This is a genomic window from Leptolyngbya sp. Cla-17 (genome assembly GCF_016807185.1).
Lineage (GTDB): Bacteria > Cyanobacteriota > Cyanobacteriia > Leptolyngbyales > Leptolyngbyaceae > ULC077BIN1.
Genome location: NZ_JAEVYN010000002.1, coordinates 45,618 through 65,245, shown reverse-complemented (window position 1 = coordinate 65,245; position 19,628 = coordinate 45,618). Strand labels below are relative to the sequence as shown.

The 19,628-nt window shown below is 47.8% G+C and carries 19 protein-coding genes and 1 tRNA gene; 17 read left to right on the top strand and 3 right to left on the bottom strand.

Annotated features, from left to right (window positions below):
* The first annotated feature begins 294 nt into the window (after positions 1-294).
* The 14 genes from JOY44_RS11500 to JOY44_RS11435 all read left to right on the top strand — a co-directional run bounded on the left by JOY44_RS11500 (position 295) and on the right by JOY44_RS11435 (position 15,396).
* The gene (locus tag JOY44_RS11500; protein ID WP_242541771.1) at positions 295-1,485 is read left to right on the top strand and encodes a glycosyltransferase; all 1,191 of its coding nucleotides are present in this window, start codon (positions 295-297) and stop codon (positions 1,483-1,485) included.
* Positions 1,486-1,588: 103 nt separating this feature from the next.
* Positions 1,589-2,293, top strand: coding sequence for a sugar transferase (locus JOY44_RS11495; RefSeq protein WP_171573914.1), 705 nt, complete (start codon positions 1,589-1,591; stop codon positions 2,291-2,293).
* A 243-nt stretch (positions 2,294-2,536) separates the two neighbouring features.
* Complete coding sequence (locus JOY44_RS11490; RefSeq protein ID WP_203032016.1) at positions 2,537-3,649, top strand: hypothetical protein; 1,113 nt, start codon at positions 2,537-2,539, stop codon at positions 3,647-3,649.
* 119 nt (positions 3,650-3,768) lie between these two features.
* Positions 3,769-4,833 (top strand): uroporphyrinogen decarboxylase, encoded by a 1,065-nt coding sequence (gene hemE / locus JOY44_RS11485; RefSeq protein ID WP_171573912.1) that lies wholly within the window; start codon positions 3,769-3,771, stop codon positions 4,831-4,833.
* A 227-nt stretch (positions 4,834-5,060) separates the two neighbouring features.
* On the top strand, positions 5,061-6,026 hold the full coding sequence (locus JOY44_RS11480; protein WP_171573911.1) for an NAD-dependent epimerase/dehydratase family protein: 966 nt from the start codon (positions 5,061-5,063) through the stop codon (positions 6,024-6,026).
* Positions 6,027-6,661: 635 nt separating this feature from the next.
* Positions 6,662-6,868, top strand: a complete 207-nt coding sequence (locus JOY44_RS11475; RefSeq protein ID WP_171573910.1) for a DUF2949 domain-containing protein — start codon at positions 6,662-6,664, stop codon at positions 6,866-6,868.
* Positions 6,869-6,990: 122 nt separating this feature from the next.
* Positions 6,991-8,460, top strand: a complete 1,470-nt coding sequence (gene zds, locus JOY44_RS11470) for a 9,9'-di-cis-zeta-carotene desaturase (protein WP_171575928.1) — start codon at positions 6,991-6,993, stop codon at positions 8,458-8,460.
* Between the two features lies 1 nt (position 8,461).
* Positions 8,462-8,926 (top strand): SRPBCC family protein, encoded by a 465-nt coding sequence (locus tag JOY44_RS11465; RefSeq protein WP_171573909.1) that lies wholly within the window; start codon positions 8,462-8,464, stop codon positions 8,924-8,926.
* A 59-nt stretch (positions 8,927-8,985) separates the two neighbouring features.
* Entirely contained in the window at positions 8,986-11,778 is a 2,793-nt protein-coding gene (mutS, locus tag JOY44_RS11460; RefSeq protein ID WP_171573908.1) for a DNA mismatch repair protein MutS, read from the top strand.
* Between the two features lie 209 nt (positions 11,779-11,987).
* Positions 11,988-12,491: a helix-turn-helix domain-containing protein gene (locus JOY44_RS11455; protein ID WP_171573907.1), complete on the top strand. Its 504-nt coding sequence runs from the start codon at positions 11,988-11,990 to the stop codon at positions 12,489-12,491.
* Entirely contained in the window at positions 12,488-13,063 is a 576-nt protein-coding gene (locus JOY44_RS11450) for an IS630 family transposase (RefSeq protein WP_171575927.1), read from the top strand. Before JOY44_RS11455 ends, JOY44_RS11450 begins: the two co-directional genes overlap by 4 nt.
* Positions 13,064-13,193: 130 nt before the next feature.
* A complete protein-coding gene (gene minD, locus JOY44_RS11445; protein WP_171573906.1) occupies positions 13,194-14,000 on the top strand; it encodes a septum site-determining protein MinD in 807 nt (268 codons plus the stop codon).
* A gap of 31 nt (positions 14,001-14,031) precedes the next feature.
* A complete protein-coding gene (gene minE / locus JOY44_RS11440) occupies positions 14,032-14,514 on the top strand; it encodes a cell division topological specificity factor MinE (protein WP_171573905.1) in 483 nt (160 codons plus the stop codon).
* A 21-nt stretch (positions 14,515-14,535) separates the two neighbouring features.
* Positions 14,536-15,396 carry a shikimate dehydrogenase gene (locus tag JOY44_RS11435; protein ID WP_171573904.1) on the top strand — a complete coding sequence of 287 codons (861 nt, stop codon included), beginning with the start codon at positions 14,536-14,538 and terminating at the stop codon, positions 15,394-15,396.
* An 83-nt stretch (positions 15,397-15,479) separates the two neighbouring features.
* Here the strand turns inward: JOY44_RS11435 and JOY44_RS11430 are convergent, their stop codons facing one another.
* Entirely contained in the window at positions 15,480-16,682 is a 1,203-nt protein-coding gene (locus JOY44_RS11430) for a hybrid sensor histidine kinase/response regulator (RefSeq protein ID WP_171573903.1), read from the bottom strand.
* Positions 16,683-16,818: 136 nt separating this feature from the next.
* Here JOY44_RS11430 and JOY44_RS11425 point away from each other — a divergent pair, with 136 nt between their 5' ends.
* The 3 genes from JOY44_RS11425 (at position 16,819) to JOY44_RS11415 (ending at position 18,582) form a co-directional block, all read left to right on the top strand.
* Entirely contained in the window at positions 16,819-17,151 is a 333-nt protein-coding gene (locus JOY44_RS11425; RefSeq protein WP_171573902.1) for a ribbon-helix-helix domain-containing protein, read from the top strand.
* A gap of 951 nt (positions 17,152-18,102) precedes the next feature.
* Complete coding sequence (locus JOY44_RS11420; protein ID WP_171573901.1) at positions 18,103-18,387, top strand: Npun_R1517 family heterocyst differentiation transcriptional regulator; 285 nt, start codon at positions 18,103-18,105, stop codon at positions 18,385-18,387.
* 122 nt (positions 18,388-18,509) lie between these two features.
* A tRNA-Glu gene (locus JOY44_RS11415) sits at positions 18,510-18,582 on the top strand.
* Positions 18,583-18,677: 95 nt separating this feature from the next.
* On the opposite strand, the gene JOY44_RS11410 is transcribed toward JOY44_RS11415, so the two are convergent.
* Positions 18,678-19,160 (bottom strand): transposase, encoded by a 483-nt coding sequence (locus tag JOY44_RS11410; protein ID WP_415881125.1) that lies wholly within the window; start codon positions 19,158-19,160, stop codon positions 18,678-18,680.
* Positions 19,151-19,519, bottom strand: a complete 369-nt coding sequence (locus JOY44_RS11405) for a transposase (protein WP_171573899.1) — start codon at positions 19,517-19,519, stop codon at positions 19,151-19,153. The genes JOY44_RS11410 and JOY44_RS11405 overlap by 10 nt, the downstream gene beginning before the upstream one ends.
* Positions 19,520-19,628 lie beyond the last annotated feature (109 nt).

The window sequence follows — 19,628 nt, the reverse complement described above, 5'->3', positions numbered from 1 at the left end:
TGAGGGATTAATAATCTTTGAAAGCCTGCTGCAAGTTTGGGAACGCGGAGCAGTTTCCTTCATTGAAAAGAACAACGTAGATATGATTAAAAGACCAGCGGAAGTTTGGTCTTTTTTCTTTAAGTGCCACTTTCAAAGCCGACTATCGTCATGCGATCGCCTACTATCAAAGCGCTATCATGCTTGGCGTTGCGTCACACTTTTAGGATTCAGCATTTGTTTCGCCGATATTGCTGTCCTAAAAACTGGCTGTGAGATGCCTGGGTATGTAGAAATCGTTGGCTATTGAGTACTGTGTTGGACAATCCTGCCGCTTTAGCAAATTTGAAGGTTGCGCTGATCCATGAATGGCTCACACCAAAAGCCACAGGTGGCTCGGAGTTAGTTGTTCAGGAAATTTTGCGATCGCTGGATGCCGATCTTTACGCGCTGATTGATTTTGAATCAACAAATCCCGATAGTTACCTATTTGGGCGATCAATTGGCACGACGTTTCTGCAAAATTTTCCATTAGCGCGAAACGGCGTGCAGAAATATTTGCCTTTGCTACCTTTGGCGATTGAGCAGTTAGATGTCCGTCAATACGACATCATTCTGTCTTCCTCCCATGCCGTTGCCAAAGGGGTGTTAACGGGTGCTCACCAAATGCATGTGTGCTATTGCCATGCGCCCATGCGCTATGCCTGGGATTTAACCATTGACTACCTGCACAGTAGCCAGTTAGGGCGCGGTATACCGGGTGCGCTCACGCGCTATCTACTCCATCGGCTGCGTCAGTGGGATGTAGTTTCGGCAAATCGAGTCGATCATTTTATTGCAAATTCTCGTACTACAGCACGTCGGATCTGGCGTTGCTATCGCCGTTCGGCGGAAGTCATTTATCCACCTGTCAACACCGATCGCTTCCAATTTCAATCGCAAAAGCAAGATTTTTACTTAACAGTGTCGCGATTAGTCAGCTACAAAAAAATCTCGTTGATTGTCAAAGCGTTTAACCAGCTAGGGCGATCACTCGTGGTGATTGGGGATGGAACCGAGTTAGAGTCTCTGCGTCAATTAGCAAAACCCAACGTCAAAATTCTCGGTTGGCAGCCCAATGAAGTCGTCGATCGCTATATGGCAGAAGCCACTGCCTTTGTCTATGCCGCCCACGAAGATTTTGGCATTGCCCCTGTTGAAGCCCAAGCTTGCGGGACTCCTGTGATTGCACTGGGTCTGGGGGGGACCTTAGAAACAGTGCGAGATATCCGGCACCATCCTGAGAAGGGAACTGGCGTTCTCTTTCCCACTCAAACGGAAGCAGATCTGATGGCAGCAGTTCAGACCTTTGAGGAATACCGCGATCGCTTCAACCCAGAAGTGATGCGCACTCATGCCCTCTCCTTCAGCACAGAACGGTTTCAGCAGCAGTACCTCAGCTTTATCGAGCACTGTTACCAGGATTTCCAGACACAATCTGAGCACCCAGCAACCAAAAGATCCTGAGTTGAACAAAAAATGTACTGAATTGCAGCAAAACAGAGCGTAATAAGAGGTCAGTGGCTTTACAATCAGGTTGTGTGTGTGGTGTGGATATGTAAGGAGTAAAATGACTGCTGAAAGTCAACTCGTTTCCCGCAGGTCGCTGCGAGCGATTCTAAAACGCGGTGTTCTACCGTTTTTCTGGGATTCCTTGAATGGTGATACTGCCAAGCGGATCTTTGATATTTGTTTTTCGTTAACGTTTCTAATCGTTTTTTTCCCACTATATCTTTTGCTCATTTTGCTGGTTGCGCTCAGTTCTCCAGGTCCTGTCTTTTACGTTCAAGAGCGGGTTGGCAAGAACTATCAGCATTTTAATTGCTATAAGTTTAGAACAATGGTTAAGAATGCCGATGAGGCACTGCATGAAATGATGCAAACCTCACCCGGTATGCGCCAAGAGTTTCGGGAAAACTTCAAGCTTAAGCACGATCCTCGAATTACTTGGATTGGTAAGTTTCTTAGAATTACTAGCATGGACGAGTTCCCTCAGTTTTGGAACGTCCTGAAGGGGGATATGAGTGTGGTAGGTCCTCGTCCATTGGTCGTTGAAGAGCTATCTAGTTATGGCGAGTCTATTGACCGTGTGCTGACCATTCGCCCTGGTGCTACTGGGCTATGGCAAGTGTCTGGACGCAATAATATTCCCTATCCTCGCCGCGTCCAAATTGATTTGTACTACGCCAATTCTCGTCACTTCTTAATGGATCTTTGGATCATTGTGAAAACAGTGGGGGTTGTGATCTTTCCTAAAGACAATGGCGCTTACTGACCAGTGTTTTTCTAAGGACAATGGCACTGTGCTGATTAGCGGTTATGCATCCGTCTCAGGGATGTTGTTGGTTTAATAATGTGACACTGAAAATTGAGGAACAGAGGAAAGAAGAACAGTGATACTGTTCTTCTACAGTCTTAAGAACTAATCCTTAATGTTTGATCAGCAGGTTAGTTCTTTCATTTCACCTTAAATATGGGAATGCTTATGATAATTCGTCAGATGCTTAGCAAGCTTGCAGTGACCAGTGCTGTCGCAGTAATAATGGTCGGGACGATCGCAAGTCTGGCAGAAAGTGTTCCGATTACTGATGGGCAAACCGTCAATGGGTTTATTCGGGCTGCATCTCGTGTCTATCAATTCAAAAATTTGACCCGACCAGGAACAGCGATTCAAACTGCACGAGGTGACGAATATACGTTTACAGCCCAACGTGGAGACAGTCTTGAAGTGGCGGTGACAGCAGAGGATGGTAGTGCCCTGCGCCCTGCGATCGCTCTAATAGACCCGACGGGACGGCAGGTCAGCTACAGCGAGAACCCTAGCTTCTTTAAGTATCAAATTGTTCGACCAGGCACATATAAATTGCTGGTATTGTCGCGTAATAGGTCATTGGGACGCTATACCGTGGCGATCGATGGGCTGAGTGCACCGGCAGTGGCAGTGGCAGTTCCTTCAGCCGATAGAGTCATGCGAAATACCCTACGGCTACGCCCTATTGGTTGCGGTATTCCCAATGTTGCCAAAATTAGAATTGGGACCGAAGAACGCTGCACCCGCGATATCGAAGCTGGTGTTTATACTTATGAAGAAGCGTCTCAGAGTATCAAGATTGTTGATGCTCGTCGTGACTTAATTGCAAAGCAACTTCAAGTAACGGTGTTGGAGCGCTGTCCGGCTACAGGTACTCCCGTCGCTCAAATCACTATGACTGAACCCCAGGATGGCAGAGATTATACGTATTGCGCCACTCCTAATCGCTATGTACAAGCGGGTGGCTATCGCTATAACTCAATCGCTGACACTTTAACGCCCCTCAGTACAACTTCCACGGGCACAATTCCTCCCACGACTACCTTACCCCCTACGACTCAACTGCCTACTGATTCTAGACGGCAACAGTTGCAGCGAGACTATGGGTTAGCAGTGTTGGATAGTTGTCCGGCTGCCCGTGATTCTTATGTCGTTGTCAATTTTCCAGAATCCAACCAGATTTATCAATACTGTGCGCCTCCTACGCGGTTTTTGACTGCCGGGGAGTATACCTACAATCCCACTACAGGCAACCTAGATGCAGCAGCTAAGCCAGCAAACTGCACGGTGACGATAGGCGGTATTTGCATCGTCAAATAAGCTAAGTGCAGACAGAAGGCTCTTCAAAAAAGCCTTCTAAAAGTGGGAGTGCCGTAAAACGCCCTTCTTGGAGTGGTAAGCTATCGAATGCACTTAAAAACCAGTAGGACAATAGTTAAATGACCGGGTCTGCCCAGGTGCCTTATTTGTTGAGAGCCGCTCGTGGTGAGATATTGGAGCGCCCTCCTGTTTGGATGATGCGCCAAGCAGGGCGGTACATGAAAGTCTATCGAGATCTGCGCGATCGCTATCCTGCCTTCCGCGATCGCTCCGAAAAACCAGAGTTAGCGATCGAAATTTCGCTCCAACCTTTCCGAGCGTTCCAGCCCGACGGCGTGATTATGTTTTCCGATATTCTGACTCCCCTACCGGGCATAGGAATACCATTTGATATTATTGAAAGTCGGGGTCCGGTTATTGATCCACCCATCCGCACCCTTGAACAAATTCGTCAACTGCACCCCTTGAAGCCTGAGGAATCCCTATCTTTTGTCGGGCAGACTCTCAAAGCCTTACGGCAAGAAGTAGGTAATCGCGCAACAGTGCTAGGATTTGTCGGCTCTCCATGGACTTTGGCTGCCTATGCAATTGAAGGCAAAAGCTCCAAAGATTATTCCACGATCAAACGCATGGCATTTACCGAGCCAGCGATGTTGCACGAATTATTGAGCAAACTATCAGATGCGATCGCCACCTATGTTCGTTATCAGATCGATTCAGGCGCTCAAGTCGTGCAGTTGTTTGACTCGTGGGCAGGGCAGTTGACTCCTCAAGATTACGATGTCTTTGCCCTACCTTATCAGCAGCGCATTGTACAGCAGGTAAAAGCAACTCATCCCGATACGCCGTTGATTCTCTACATCAGTGGCAGTGCTGGCGTGCTAGAGCGCATGGGACAATCGGGTGTGGATATTGTCAGCGTTGACTGGACAGTGGATATGGCTGAAGCTCGTCAACGATTGGGTGCAGGCATGGGCGTCCAGGGCAATGTAGACCCTTGTGCTTTGTTTGGATCAAAGGATTTTATTCGCGATCGCATTTTAGACACCATTCAAAAAGCAGGTCCTTCAAAGCATATTCTCAACTTGGGTCATGGTATTCTGCCGAACACACCCGAAGAGAATGCTGCCTTCTTCTTTGAAACGGCAAAACAAGCCGATCAACTGCTGCCTGCCCGAACATAAAGTTTGTCCAACCCATCGTAGTTGTTCAGATTGAGCGATATACCTACATAGGTAGGCTTTTGCTGTTTCTGGCAGTTTTTTTGTTATCACGGGTTGTAGACAGCCTGCCGTACATGCGGCATGGAAACGGGAGTACAATCCGTGATTCTGGTTCAATTCATCAATTCAGCCTAAAATCACAAGATCAATAACTAAGTCTCAAATCTGCTATTCATCCTAAAGCCCCGATGACTTCCAAACGAATTTTTGTGACTGGCGCAAGTGGCTGCATAGGTCATTATATAGTCGAAGCTTTAATTCAAGAGACCAATCACGATCTATTTTTACTTGTTCGCAATTTAAACAAGTTAAAGATCGACTATGGCGCTCGTCCAGGAATTACAGTCCTAGAAGGAAATATGCGAGAGATTGAGCAATTTGGTGACTTGCTCAAAACGATGGACTGCGCGATTTTGATTGCTACTTCCTGGGGTGGTCCTGAAGAAGTATTTGACATCAACGTGGTTAAAACCATCCGTCTGCTCAATTTGCTAGATCCAGAAGTTTGTCGTCAAGTTATTTACTTTTCTACAGCGAGTATTCTTGATCGAAATAATCAGCCAATGAAAGAAGCGGGCGAAATTGGCACAGATTATGTTCGCTCTAAGTACAATTGCTTTCAGCAGTTCTCAAAGTTAGCCATTGGTCCCAATATCATTACGTTGTTTCCTACTTTGCTATTGGGTGGAGAAGCTCAAAAGCCATGGTCACATATTTCTGGGGGGATTTCTAAAGAAGCGAAATGGATCAATTTCATTCGTTTTTTTAGCATTGATGGCAGTTTTCACTATATTCACTCTAGAGATGTGGCTCAAGTGGTTCGGTACTTGGTCGATAATCCTTTGGATGAGGAAGACTGCCACAATCTGGTGTTGGGCAATCCGGCGATAACAGCGGATCAGGCGATCGCAGAAGCCTGTGCTTATCTCGATAAGCGGCTCTACTTCCGCATTCCCTTGACCCAAAAGCTGTTGGATATTATTTTTAAGCTTTTTCGGATTCAGATGGAAGACTGGGATCGGTTTGCGATTAACTATCGCCATTTCGTTCACACCAATCCCGTTACCCCTTCAACCTTTGGCTTGCCAACCTACTGCTCTAGTTTTGAAGATGTTCTAAAAGTCAGCGGCGTTCCCCAAAAGAAACAACCCTAAGAACTAATTGTGAATGCGGAACTTGGGCGTTGGCAGTTTGCTCGTGTAGGTAGCAAATAGGTAGAAAAGGCGTAAATATTTTTGAGCTTGGCTTTAAGGCACTTTTTGCTTTTAATCCCTGAGGGTCAATTCTCCGCAGTTTGCTGCGTCAGGTAATTACAGCGTCCTAAGGCTGCTTTGAGCGGAATCGAGTCGCAGCATGGTGAGTCAAACGAAGTGATACTTTACCCGCTTGCGGCGGTGACGTTCATTTCGATTTGATAATTTTTATACCCAAATGCCGAATTACGAGTAGCATCTATCTTGGATTTGAAGCCAATCTGACTCTATATGTAAAAAACACTTGAGTAAAAGTCAATTTTGCAATCAAACTTTAACGTCAAGTTTGAGTAAATGTGGTTTAACAGTAGACGTATATCAACAAAGTGACCTTGCCCAGGGTTCGATCATCCAGTTGAACGAATCGACCGGATGAAGTGTGCCATTGTGCGATCGTTTAACATAAGCGCGATTCTGTTTACAACCGCAGTTCAATCAGAACATTTACCCGTTTTTTTTGAGATCAATCAGCGGCAGAAAACGGGTTCAATTCCATACCATTCCTGCTTAACCTACCTAGTGTCCCCAAGAAAACAGTGCAAGGTTCAATCGTAAAAGCCAATTGTGGCGACTCTCAACTCATTCATTTTCTGCAAGAGAAGCTGAAGCTCTCCACAAACGCGATCGCGATCGCCCTGCGTCATTGTGAGCAAGACCCAGGACCTTTGCCGATGATTCTGTGGCAATACGGGCTAGTTTCGTTAGAAGAGCTAGACCAAATTTTTGATTGGCTCGAAAGTTAGTCGAATCGACTGAACGGGTTCCGATTCTATTAAAATATGTAAACGGTTGGGACAGGTTTGGAGTTTTTAAGGACTCAATCTCGATTTTCAACGTTTCCCTATTTGAACTCAAGAAGAACAACATGCGAGTTGCGATCGTTGGTGCAGGATTAGCCGGATTGGCAGCAGCCGTGGAACTCACCGATGCTGGACACGAGGTTGAGCTCTTTGAGGCGCGATCGTTCATTGGTGGCAAAGCAGGCAGTTGGATCGATGCAGACGGTAACCACGTTGAGATGGGGCTGCATGTGTTTTTCAACAACTACGCCAACTTGTTTAATTTGATGAAACGAGTCGGGGCGTTTGAGAACCTGTTGCCGAAAGAGCATGTTCATACCTTTATCAATCGCGGTGGGCAAATTGATACCCTTGATTTTCGCTTTTTGCTCGGCGCGCCATTTCATGGGCTAAAAGCGTTTTTCACCACCGGTCAGTTGACGATGCGGGATAAGCTGCAAAACGCGATCGCCCTCGGCACCAGCCCCGTTGTTCCCGGTTTGGTGAGTTACGATGCCGCCATGAAGTGGATTCGGGCACTCGATGGCATCAGCTTTGCAGATTGGTTTCGCAGCCACGGCGGTTCTCAAAATAGCCTCAAGCGTTTATGGAACCCGATCGCCCTTGCCCTCGGTTTCATTGACACCGAAAACATTTCCGCCCGCTGCATGCTCACCATCTTCCTGATGTTTGCGACCAAAACCGAAGCCTCTCGCCTGAATATGCTGGCAGGGTCTCCCGCCGAGTATCTGCATCAGCCCCTAGTTGATTACCTGGAAGCACGGGGCACGAAGCTTTACACCCGTCGCCAAACTCGGCGCATTTTGTTTGAAGAAGTCGGCGGTGAGACCAAGGTGACTGGGATTATCACTGCCAACGGAGACAGCGAAGCAACCATTACCGCCGATGCATACCTCGTCGCTTGCGATGTTCCGGGCGTTCAGCGTTTGCTGCCTCAAGAATGGCGCAAATGGCAGGAGTTTGATAACCTATACCAGCTTGAAGCCGTGCCCGTGGTCACCGTGCAACTGCGATTTGATGGTTGGGTCACCGAAATGCAGGATGCTGAGCAGCGGCAACAAGTCAAACATGCCGCTGGCTTAGATAACCTGCTGTATAGTGCGGACGCGGATTTCTCATGTTTTGCCGATCTTGCGCTCACTAGTCCCAAAGACTATTACCGCGAAGGGCAGGGTTCCCTGATGCAGGTGGTGCTGACTCCGGGCGACCCATTTATCAAGATGAGCAATGAGGCGATCGCCCAACATGCCCTCAAGCAGCTTCACGACCTGTTTCCCTCCTCCCGCGACCTGACTATGACCTGGTACGGTGTCGTTAAATTGGCTCAATCTCTCTACCGCGAAAAACCTGGCATGGACCCCTATCGTCCTGCTCAAAAAACCCCGATCGCCAACTTTTTCCTGGCTGGCAGCTACACCGCCCAAGATTACATCGATAGCATGGAAGGTGCCACCATTTCTGGAATGCAAGCTGCCCAAGCCATTTTGGAGCCAACAGGTTATAAGGTGAAGGGAGAGGGGTTATTCAGGTATTGATATGTCCAACTGGCTCGAACATTCGGTTCAAATTGAAGTTGATGCATCCGTGGATCTCGTGTGGAGTCTGTGGTCCGATTTAGAACAGATGCCTCAATGGATGAAGTGGATCGATTCAGTGAAAATATTGGAAGAAGATAGAGATTTATCCCGCTGGAAGCTAGCAACGAGTGGGTTGAACTTTACCTGGCTGTCTCGGATCACGAAGTTAGTCCATCACCAAATCATTCAGTGGGAATCAGTAGATGGGTTACCCAATCGGGGGGCAATTCGCTTTTATGATCGCGGTGAGCAAGGCAGCATTGTGAAATTAACTGTGGCCTATTCTGCCCCTGGTTTTTTGCTGCAATTGATGGACAATCTCTTTGTTGGGCGAATTGTCGAATCAACCCTGCACGCCGATATGGAGCGATTTCGAGTGTACGCATTGCAGGCAAAAGATCAGGTCTCTGAGCCAACGACCTAAAGCCCCGCTAGATTGTGGCTTGCGCTAAAGTCATTAAGACTGTAAATTATGGGTGCTCCATGACGGATTCGGCTGCTGACTTAACTCAGCTTACGGAAGGGCTACCGGAGCGGCTGGTGAAGTATCAGGTGCGATATGCCAACCACCGAGATGTGAATCGAGAGGCGCTCACGCCGATGATGCGGCACTATGTGGAGATCAAAGATCAGTATCCCCACGCGCTGCTGCTGTATCGGATTGGAGATTTTTATGAGACGTTTTTTCAGGACGCGATCGCGATCGCCCGTGCCTTAGAACTGGTGTTAACCGCCAAACACGCTGGCGAAGAAATTGGGCAGGTGCCCTTGGCTGGCATTCCTCATCATGCGCTAGATCGCTACTGCACACAACTGGTAGAAAAAGGCTTTTCTGTTGCAGTCTGCGACCAAACTGAAGATGCTGCCGAAGCGCAGGGGCGGCTGGTTCAGCGGGAAGTAACGCGGGTAATTACTCCAGGAACCGTGCTGGAAGAAGGGATGCTGAATGCGCGGCGCAATAACTTTTTGGTCGCCGTAGTCATTGCGGGGAATCATTGGGGCTTAGCCTATGCGGATGTCTCCACAGGCGAGTTTTTGACCACACAGTCCGAAGCCCTGGAACAGCTCACTCAGGAATTGCTGCGACTCCAACCTGCCGAAGTGCTCGTGCCCACGAATGCTCCCGATTTAGTCAGTTTGCTGCGTCCAGGAGAACGCTCTGAGCAGCTACCCGGTTGTTTGCCAACCCAGTTTTGCTACACCCTGCGATCGCAATCGCCGTTTGTGCTATCCGAAGCGCGCTATCGGTTATTGCAACGGTTCAAGCTGCGATCGCTCGAAGGTATGGGCTGCGATCATTTACCGCTGGCAGTTCGTGCAGCAGGCGGTTTGCTGGAGTATCTCGAATCCACTTCCGAACGAGGAGTTGGGGAGCAAGAAAAACGCTCCATACTCCGCACGATTCACTCCGCACGCCAACAAGTTCCCCTACAACCCCTCTGCACCTACACCCTGACAGAGTTTTTGACGATCGACTATCAAACGCGGCGTAATTTGGAGATTACGCAAACGGCACGAGATAGTACCTTTCACGGATCATTGCTGTGGGCATTGGACCGCACCGTGACCGCGATGGGCAGTCGGTCACTACGGCGCTGGTTGCTGCAACCCTTACTCAAGCTAGAAGAGATTCAGGCGCGGCAAGATTCGATCGCAGAACTGGTTCACAACAGTGCTTTGCGCCAAACCGTGCAGAAGGTGTTGAAGCAAATTTATGATTTAGAGCGGTTGGCCGGTCGCGCCGGGTCGGGCACCGCGAATGCACGGGATTTGACCGCGTTAGCAGATTCCTTTGCCAGACTGCCTGATTTGGCGATGGTGGTCGCAAAGACCCAATCCCCCTACTTAAAAGATTTACAATCCGTGCCGCCCCAGTTAGAAGCCTTGGGACAACACCTGAGATCGCACCTGACCGAGCATCCCCCCCTAACCCTCACCGAAGGCAACCTGATTCGCCTTGGAGTCAACACCAAACTGGATGAACTGCGGCAGCAAGTGGAAGATGACCAAAACTGGATTCGCGATTTGGAGGCGATCGAGCGCACCCGCACAGGCATTCCCACCCTCAAAGTCGGCTACAGCAAAACCTTTGGCTACTACATCAGCATTTCTCGTGCCAAAGCCACGCAAACCCCAACCGACTATCAGCGCAAACAAACTCTCACCAACGAAGAACGTTACATCACCGTGGAACTTAAAGACCGGGAAAGCCGGATTTTTGCCGCACGGGATGAACTGAATCGGCTGGAATATGAGATTTTCGCCGAGTTACGTCTCGACGTAGGCACCCACGTTGAGCTAATCCGCACCGTTGCCAAAGCAGTTGCCGCCGCTGATGGGCTGTGTGGCTTGGCAGAACTCGCCACCCTGCAAGGCTATTGCCGCCCACAAATGACCCTAGGACGAGACATCCAAATCATCGAAGGTCGCCACCCTGTTGTTGAGCAATCCCTACCCGCCGGATTTTTTGTGCCTAATTCAACGAATCTGGGGACTAAGGAAGCATCGACTGAGATAGATGTCCCAACTCCGCACTCCGCACCCTGCACTTCCCCTCCCAACTCAACTCTTTGTTCCCAACTCCCAGCCCCCGATCTAATCATTTTGACTGGACCCAACGCCAGTGGCAAAAGTTGCTATCTGCGACAGGTAGGGTTGATTCAGCTCTTGGCGCAAATGGGCAGCTATGTCCCGGCACAGGAGGCAACTTTGGGGATTTGCGATCGCATTTTTACCCGTGTGGGCGCTGTAGACGATCTAGCAACCGGGCAATCCACCTTCATGGTGGAGATGAACGAAACAGCAAATATTTTGAACCATGCCGCCCCGCGATCGCTGGTGCTGCTGGATGAAATTGGGCGCGGCACGGCGACGTTCGATGGCTTGTCGATCGCTTGGGCTGTGGCAGAACATCTAGCAACAGAAATCCGTGCGCGGACTATTTTTGCGACCCATTATCACGAACTTAACGAGTTGGCATCTATCCTCGCTAACGTGGCGAACTACCAGGTGATGGTGAAAGAATTGCCCGACCAGATTGTGTTTTTACACAAGGTGCAGCCTGGCGGAGCCGATCGCTCCTATGGCATTGAAGCCGGACGATTGGCAGGATTGCCAGCCTCGGTCATTCAACGCGCCAAGCAGGTAATGACCCAGATCGAGAAGCACAGCAAGATCGCGATCGGTTTGCGGAAAAGCAATCAGCCCGAATCCGTGAAAGAGAAAGCTATCAAATACGCTGCTAAATCAGACGAGCAGTTGGATATCTTTGGTTGAGAGGAGAGATCTGTCCTGTTTGAACTCGCAACAACCTTCTTGCTTCAAACGCGATCGCTGAGAATCTCGTCGTCTTAACGCAAAAACGTCGTGATTTTGATATGCAGCGATTGAGTTTCTAAAACTGCGCTTTTAACCCTGTCATACCAAATTGAAAAAAGGGAGTAACAAATGGGAGACTAAGTTCTACCGTGTGGAGAACAACAGCAATGGTGGGTGTCACTCGCATCAAAATCCAGGAAACAGTGGCAGAACTAGAAGCTCTGATTCAACAGCAATCAAATCCAAACCGGAAAGAGCGGTTGCAAGTGTTGTACTTGCTGAAGTTAGCGGATGCCAGGAGTATTAGTGCGATTGCAAAAGTGGTCGGGCGGCACCGGGGGAGTGTGCAACGCTGGTTGAGCCAGTATCGGGAAGCGGGACTGAACGGATTGCTCGAAACTCGCCAAAGTTCAGGACGACCGCAGGTGATTCCAGGGTGGGCGCTCAAGAGCCTGCAACGACGATTGGATGACCCTGAAACAGGCTTTGGCAGCTACACACAAGTGCAGCAATGGTTATCAGAGACCTTGAACGTAGAAGCCGAGTATGCCACCGTGCATCATCTGGTGCGCTACCGCTTGGGTGCGAAGTTGAAAGCCGCCCGTCCGGTTCATGCCAAGCAGAACCCAGAAGCCCTTGAGGCCTTTAAGCAAACCTCAGCGACGACCTGATTCTGCTCAAACAGTATGCAACGCTAGTAAAACCGGAGTTTGAACGGATTCGCTACTTCGCTCAGGATGAAAGTCGATTTGGGTTGAAAACGACAGTTGGACGATTGATCACGAGCTTAGGAGTCAAACCACTAGGCAGTTGGCAATGGCAGTTCAAAGCCTTTTGGATCTATGGTGCGGTGGAACCGACCACCGGAGAGCAGTTCTTTTTGCAATTTACCCATGTCGATAGTGAATGCTATCAGCTTTTCCTCGACCAATTTTCGCAAGCCTATCCAGATAGCCTCAACATCCTCCAAGTCGATAACGGAGCCTTTCATAAAGCCAAAGACCTGGTGATTCCAGACAATATCATGCTGCTGTTTCAACCGCCTTACTGCCCTGAGTTGAATCCCATTGAGCGGTTGTGGCAGCACTTGAAGAAGGATTTGCGCTGGGCACTGTTCAAGAACCTAACTCAACTACAAACGAAAGTGGACAAATTGATTGCCGATTTAACGACCAAAACCGTTGCTTCTCTGACTGGCTTTAGCTTTATTGTAGATGCACTATCTGTCGCAGGCATTTTTTGATTTGGTATCACTTTTCATCATCTTTGCGCTTTTCGAGTATAAGGAAGCCAGGTTTGATATTGTTGTATAACTCAGGGCGTTTCCGTGGGTTCCGACAAGCGTTTAGTTGTTTAGTGATAAATCTCATTCCATGAGTCGCGTTATTGTAGTCACCTCTGGCAAGGGTGGTGTGGGCAAAACTACCACCACCGCTAACTTGGGTATGGCGTTGGCAAAGCGGGGTCGCAAGGTGATTGTGATCGATGCGGATTTTGGTCTACGAAATCTTGACCTGCTGCTGGGGCTGGAAAACCGGGTTGTGTATACTGCTGTCGATGTGTTGGCGGGGCAGTGTCGTCTGGAGCAAGCGTTGGTCAAAGATAAGCGCTTCCCAAATTTGATGCTGCTGCCGGCGGCGCAGAACCGAACTAAAGATGCTGTCAAGCCCGATCAAATGAAGCAACTGGTGAATGCGCTAACGAAAGCGTTTAACTATGTGCTGGTGGATTGCCCTGCGGGAATTGAGATGGGGTTTCAGAATGCGATCGTGGCGGCAAAAGAAGCTTTGATCGTCACCACGCCCGAAATTGCGGCGGTGCGCGATGCCGATCGCGTGATTGGTCTACTTGAAGCCAACAACATCAAGCAGGTTCGTCTAATCATCAACCGTCTGCGCCCCGCAATGGTACAGGCAAATGACATGATGAGTGTGGCAGACGTGCAGGAAATTCTGGCAGTTCCTTTAATTGGTGTTGTTCCTGATGATGAGCGTGTGATCGTGTCTACGAACAAGGGCGAACCTCTTGTATTGTCAGAAACTCCTTCTTTAGCAGGAACCGCCTTCGACAACATCGCCCGCAGACTGGAAGGTGAAACCGTTGATTTTCTAGATTTAAGCGTGCCAGACGATGGATTTCTCTCTCGTCTACGCAAAATGTTCTCGACCAAGCTTTTTTAAAGTTGTCATCCCCACCTAATCCTTCTGTTTCATGTTATTTGAACTGATTGAACGTCTCTTTGCTCGCCCAACCAACAGTCGTCAAGATGTGAAGAACCGTTTGAGGTTGGTTTTGGCACACGATCGCGCTGATTTGCCGCCCCACATGATCGAATCCATGCGAAAAGAGATTCTAGAAGTCGTTTCTCGCTACGTTGAGCTAGACACCGAAAGTATGGAGTTTTCTCTAGAAAGCAATCAGCGATCGACGGCCCTAATCGTCAACTTGCCCATTCGTCGAGTGATCTCTTCCACAGAACTCGATCACCCTGAAACCGCGGACATCGCCATTCCAGAAGTGACCTTAACTGAATCGGGCGACCCGATCGCAGCATCTACTGATGTCAAGCCAACAGAAGCAACACTCAGCACCGCCATACCCTCTGAAATGTCTCTAGATAGTTCAGTAGAAGTGGCAGATCTTGAATTCCCTTCGGCACCTACGGAATCAGCCAAACCAGAATCAGTGGCTTAACCTATTCTCCTGCTTCATCCTGTGATTACTGGCAAAACAAAACTACTTGGCGTAATTGGGCATCCAGTATCGCATTCTTTATCGCCTGTGATGCATAACGCAGCGATCGCCCATCTAGGCGTGGATTTTGTGTATTTGCCGTTGCCCGTACAGTCCAAGGATTTAGCCAAAGCGATCGCTGGATTTACAGCGATCGGGCTAGAGGGCTTCAACATTACCATTCCCCATAAGCAGGCAATCATGCCGTTTTTGACGGAAATCAGCCCCATCGCCAAGGCAGTCGGTGCAGTGAATACCGTCTGGCGAACCGAGCAAGGCTGGAAAGGCACCAATACGGACATGATTGGATTTCTAGCTCCACTCAAGCAGCGTGATCAGCCTTGGACAGAAACAGACGCGGTGATTTTGGGCAATGGTGGTGCAGCAAGAGCCGTGGTGGCAGGCTGTGCCGAGTTGGGCTGTCGGTCGATTCGCGTGGTCGGACGCGATCGCGCCAAATTAGCAGCCTTTCAGTACTGGGCAAATTCCGCTGTAACAACTCCACTTTATACCCATGAGTGGAGTGACCTAGCAACCTTGATTCCTCCAGCAGGCTTAGTCGTCAACACTACGCCGATTGGAATGCATCCCCATGTGAATCAATCACCTGTGGAGCTTTCCCTGCTAAAAACGCTGCAACCGGGCGCGATCGCCTATGACCTAATCTACGTTCCGCAACCGACGCTATTTTTGCAGCAGGCAGTTCAATGTGGCGCGATCGCGATCGACGGGTTAGAAATGCTCGTGCAGCAAGGAGCCGCTGCCTTAGAAATTTGGCTCCAGCAACCTGCGCCTGTGGCTATCATGCGGCGATCGCTTCAGCAACATTTGAACCTCGCATGACGCATTTCTCAATCTCACATACGAATCCAGCTTGGAGTCCCACAACCCGCGGCCTGGAAGCAATTTAATGTGGGCTACCACAGTCAATTCTCCGCAAAAACTGGTGAGTACAGACTATATGCCTGTTCAAACAACGGTAAAGTAAACCAAAAAGTTGAGCCAGTTTCAGGATGACTCGTAAATCCAATCTGTCCGCCATGCGCCAATATAATTTGCCGACAAAGATAAAGTCCTAACCCTAAACCCACCGTGCGTCGAGCCGGCTCTCCTCGTTTATAAAGTTCAAATATGCTGGCAGCTTGTTCGGCGGGAATGCCGATACCATTATCGTGAACAGTGCAGCGCATCATCGAGACAGTAGCGTGAGGGACTTGCTCAACTTCGGCTGTTAGAGTCAGAGTCACCCCAAGAGGATTATGTTTAAGGGCATTTGCAATTAGGTTTTCATAGACACGCCAAAGTTGGTTAGAGTCAGCGTTAACTAGCGGTAAGTCAGAGGCAACTTGATTTTGCAGTACGGACTCATCTTGCTCCAGCATCGGTTGCCACTCGATCGCTAGTTGATTGACCAACGTGAACAAATCCACAGCTTGACACTCCAGCGTGACCCCGCTCATATCGTTCGCATGAGTTTCCAACAGGGAATTAATTAGGGCAAGCTGGCGATCGTGGCTTTGAATCATCCGTTGCAAAATAGAACGAGACACCGCAACAGCTCCCCCCTGTGCCTCTGCCTCTTTGTCTAGGCTTTTAAGCACCATTAACCCACCTGTAACCGGATTCCGTAGGTCGTGGGAAACAGCATTCAGAAAAACCTGCACGGCTTCTTGGGCTTTTTGGCGATCGCAAATTTCGGCTTGCAGTTGCTCAGTTTGAGTTTGAAGCTGATTTTGTAGTTTCTGAATCGCCAAGTGAGTACTCACTCGCACCAGAGCCTCTTCTATTTCAAAGGGTTTGGTGATGTAATCCACAGCGCCCACTTGAAACCCTTTGACCTTATCAAACACATCTGACATCGTCGTCATAAAAATAATTGGAATAGCTTGAGTTTCGGGAACCGCCTTCAAGCGGCGACAGGTTTCAAAGCCATCGATTCCTTGCATCATCACATCCAACAAGATCAGATCAGGTTTAACGGAGGGAACCTGAGCGATCGCGCTTTCCCCATTCTGCGCCACCCGCACCTTATAGCCCGCTTCACTTAACGATTGAACCAAAATGCTTAAATTAGTGGCATTATCATCCACTAGCAAAATCACACTCGCCTCAGCCCTGCTGCTATTCATCGAATTCCCACCAAGCGCTAACAACAGCCTACTTTCAACTCTGCTCTAAAAACAATCCACAGAAAAACTCTGTATCCTTGGTGAGTCATACTACAATTGTAATACGAAACACTTGAAAATTTTGCTGAGGCATTCAATGCATACACTCACTCGAACATCCACCACCGAAATGGAAGTCACTAGCATTCGTTTAGAGCGAGAGCTAAAAGAGAAATTAAAAGAATTGTCTGGGAATCAAGGCTACCAAGCATTAATCCGAGATATTTTATGGAATTACATTCAGCAAAAATCCGGCGACTATCACTCGTCCGTTTCTCTGCCAGAGATTCGCGCTACAGTTTCCGCCACAGCCCATCAAGAAGAGAGGTGTGCTTTGACTGGTAAAGCGATTCCATTAAATGCGGCAATGCTGTTAGGGTTTACGATCACAGGAACGATGGTTCCCCTTAGTACGGACAGCATTTTATAAAAGGCAGAAATCAAATAACACGATAGCGATCGAGTAAAGCTATCTCAAAATAATCCATGGTTGCTTATGTGTTGAGATAGTAAAGACTCATCTTCTTGTATCCGTAGAAACGCAGTGCTATTCATTACAAAATAATTAGCATTTAAGAAAGCTATCTCCCCTTCAAACTTCTTGAAACTGCCTTTTTAAGAAGCGAATGATTACTGCGATCGCGGTATTTTCACGGATAAATTAATAGTTCCTCTGAAAAGACTGGAAAAAATTACCAATAACGGGTGATTTTCCAGTCTTATTTTTATAGTTTTTATATTTTTTCATAAACCACAAGAAATATACTCAACCTTCCAAAAGCATTTTGTAAAGTACTTTAAATACTTTTAGTCAGGCATTCATCTACTAGCCTCACCAAGGCATAAAACTCTTGCCTTAGCCTTCTCCCATTGGAAAAAAGGAAGGGGACGAGGATAATCAAGTTGGTGTATTAAATATATGATTACCCTCAGGCATCTGATGCGTTTCAGTGTAAGCACAACAAATTCAATCTATTAAACGCTTTATCTAAACTTTATCTTTTTTGATAAAAGCTTTATATAAATAGTCTTAGTAGAACGACGAGACAACTCAACTAGTTAACAACTGAAAAGCGCGTGTATCAATCAAGATCAGTAGCTTCTAAGGGCTTCCTTTAGTTATTAAAAGATTGTTTAAAGATGAATTTTATTCGCTTGAAAGTTCAGCTATTTAGCTGATTCTAGACAGACAGACAAGAATGCTAGGTTTGTGTTGCGATGCAGGTTTTGCCTAAGCATTCTTTGGGCAGAAAATAGTTGTCTGCACCCTCATCCTCCTCAGATTCAACTTTGTTTCTTGGATTAAATCTCAGCATTTGTAAGCGTCCAGTGTTTGATTTTCATAAAGTTTTACTTATCACACAAAAGGTTGCCATTCCCCATGAGATCTGATTCTTTGGACTGTTCATCAACGTCATCTCCCAAATTAGGCGTATACGAGTGCGAGATTCACCTCAAATTCAGGCTAGTTGAAGAGAAAGGCGCATTTGTAAATCGTGACCAGCTTCTAGAGCTTTTACTAGATGCCTTTTCCTATGGATCTGACGAATATATGGAACCTACACACGTAGAGGTCGCAGCTCAAGAGATTTGTGAGTTATCAGCTTCACCTCAAATGCGCCGTCAATTGATTCGCCTACGCAACTCTAGTGATGGGATTCAGTAGGTTAAGTCACCTACAACCACACGCACTAAATTCAGAAAGTAATATGGCGCTCTAAAATTATCAATTAATTGTATTGACAGAGGTTCCAATATTCGCTACCTTGGATAAGGTCTAGCTGATGTGCCCCCATCGTCTAGAGGCCTAGGACACCTCCCTTTCACGGAGGCGACGGGGATTCGAATTCCCCTGGGGGTATAGATTAAATAGAAAAAGCGAAGAGAAAAACTCTTCGCTTTTTCTATTTCGTCATTAGTCTAAAACTTTCAGGAAGAAGACTTTCTAAGTTGCTTCTACAGATAAGAGAATGTTTGAAAACGAGTGTTAAGCAGTTTTTGTTTCCAGCGTCTGCGGTTATTTTCTAATCGCCGTAGCATTAACCGAATCATGGCAACATACACCATTCCTTCATGATTCTCGCTCAATCGTTCGTAGTCTCGTGTTAACCCTCGACAATTTTCGAGCCATGCCCAAGTCCGCTCCACAACCCATCGTTTGGGTTGGACTGAAAATCCCTTTCCCTGATGCTCTACAACCTCAAATTCAACGACATAGACCGCTGCTAAATCAACTTCTAGATCGCCTCGATACCCCTGGTCTGCCAAAATCTTAGCCAGTCGTTCATAGGTTTCTATCACCCAAAACAACACCCAAGGCGCTGCTTTAACATCCGCTTGGTTGGCAGCCCCCACATGACATTTGAGGACTAATCCCAAGACATCAACGACGATAGTTCGTTTTCGTCCCTTGACCTTTTTGAAGCCATCTACGCCGATCTCCTCGCCCCTTTTTCTCCCAATCTGACTGACTGGCTATCAATGATACCTAAACTCGGTGCTTCTGCTCGTCCTGCTGAACGTCGCACTTCCTTGACCAAAGCCTGATTGAGCGATTCCCATATCCCTAAACGCACCCATAAGCGAAAGTAACCATACACGGTTTGCCAAGCTGGAAAATCAGCCGGCAAGTTACGCCACTTCACCCCATTCTCAACCCGGTAAAAAATGGCATTCAAGACTTCCCGTAAAACCACTTCCCGCAATCGTCCCACGGGTTTATCTAGGGGTAACAAAGGTTCAATTCTTTGCCACTCAGCATCGGTTAAATCACTGCTATAAGTTTTGAGTTGTCCCATGTCTCAACCTTGATACAGCCTGATTTCTTAATAGGATTTTTAGCTGAATACGTAAACCTACTGGCAATAGTTATTTACAAACGTTCTCTAAAAAGCTAAAGCTCGAAGC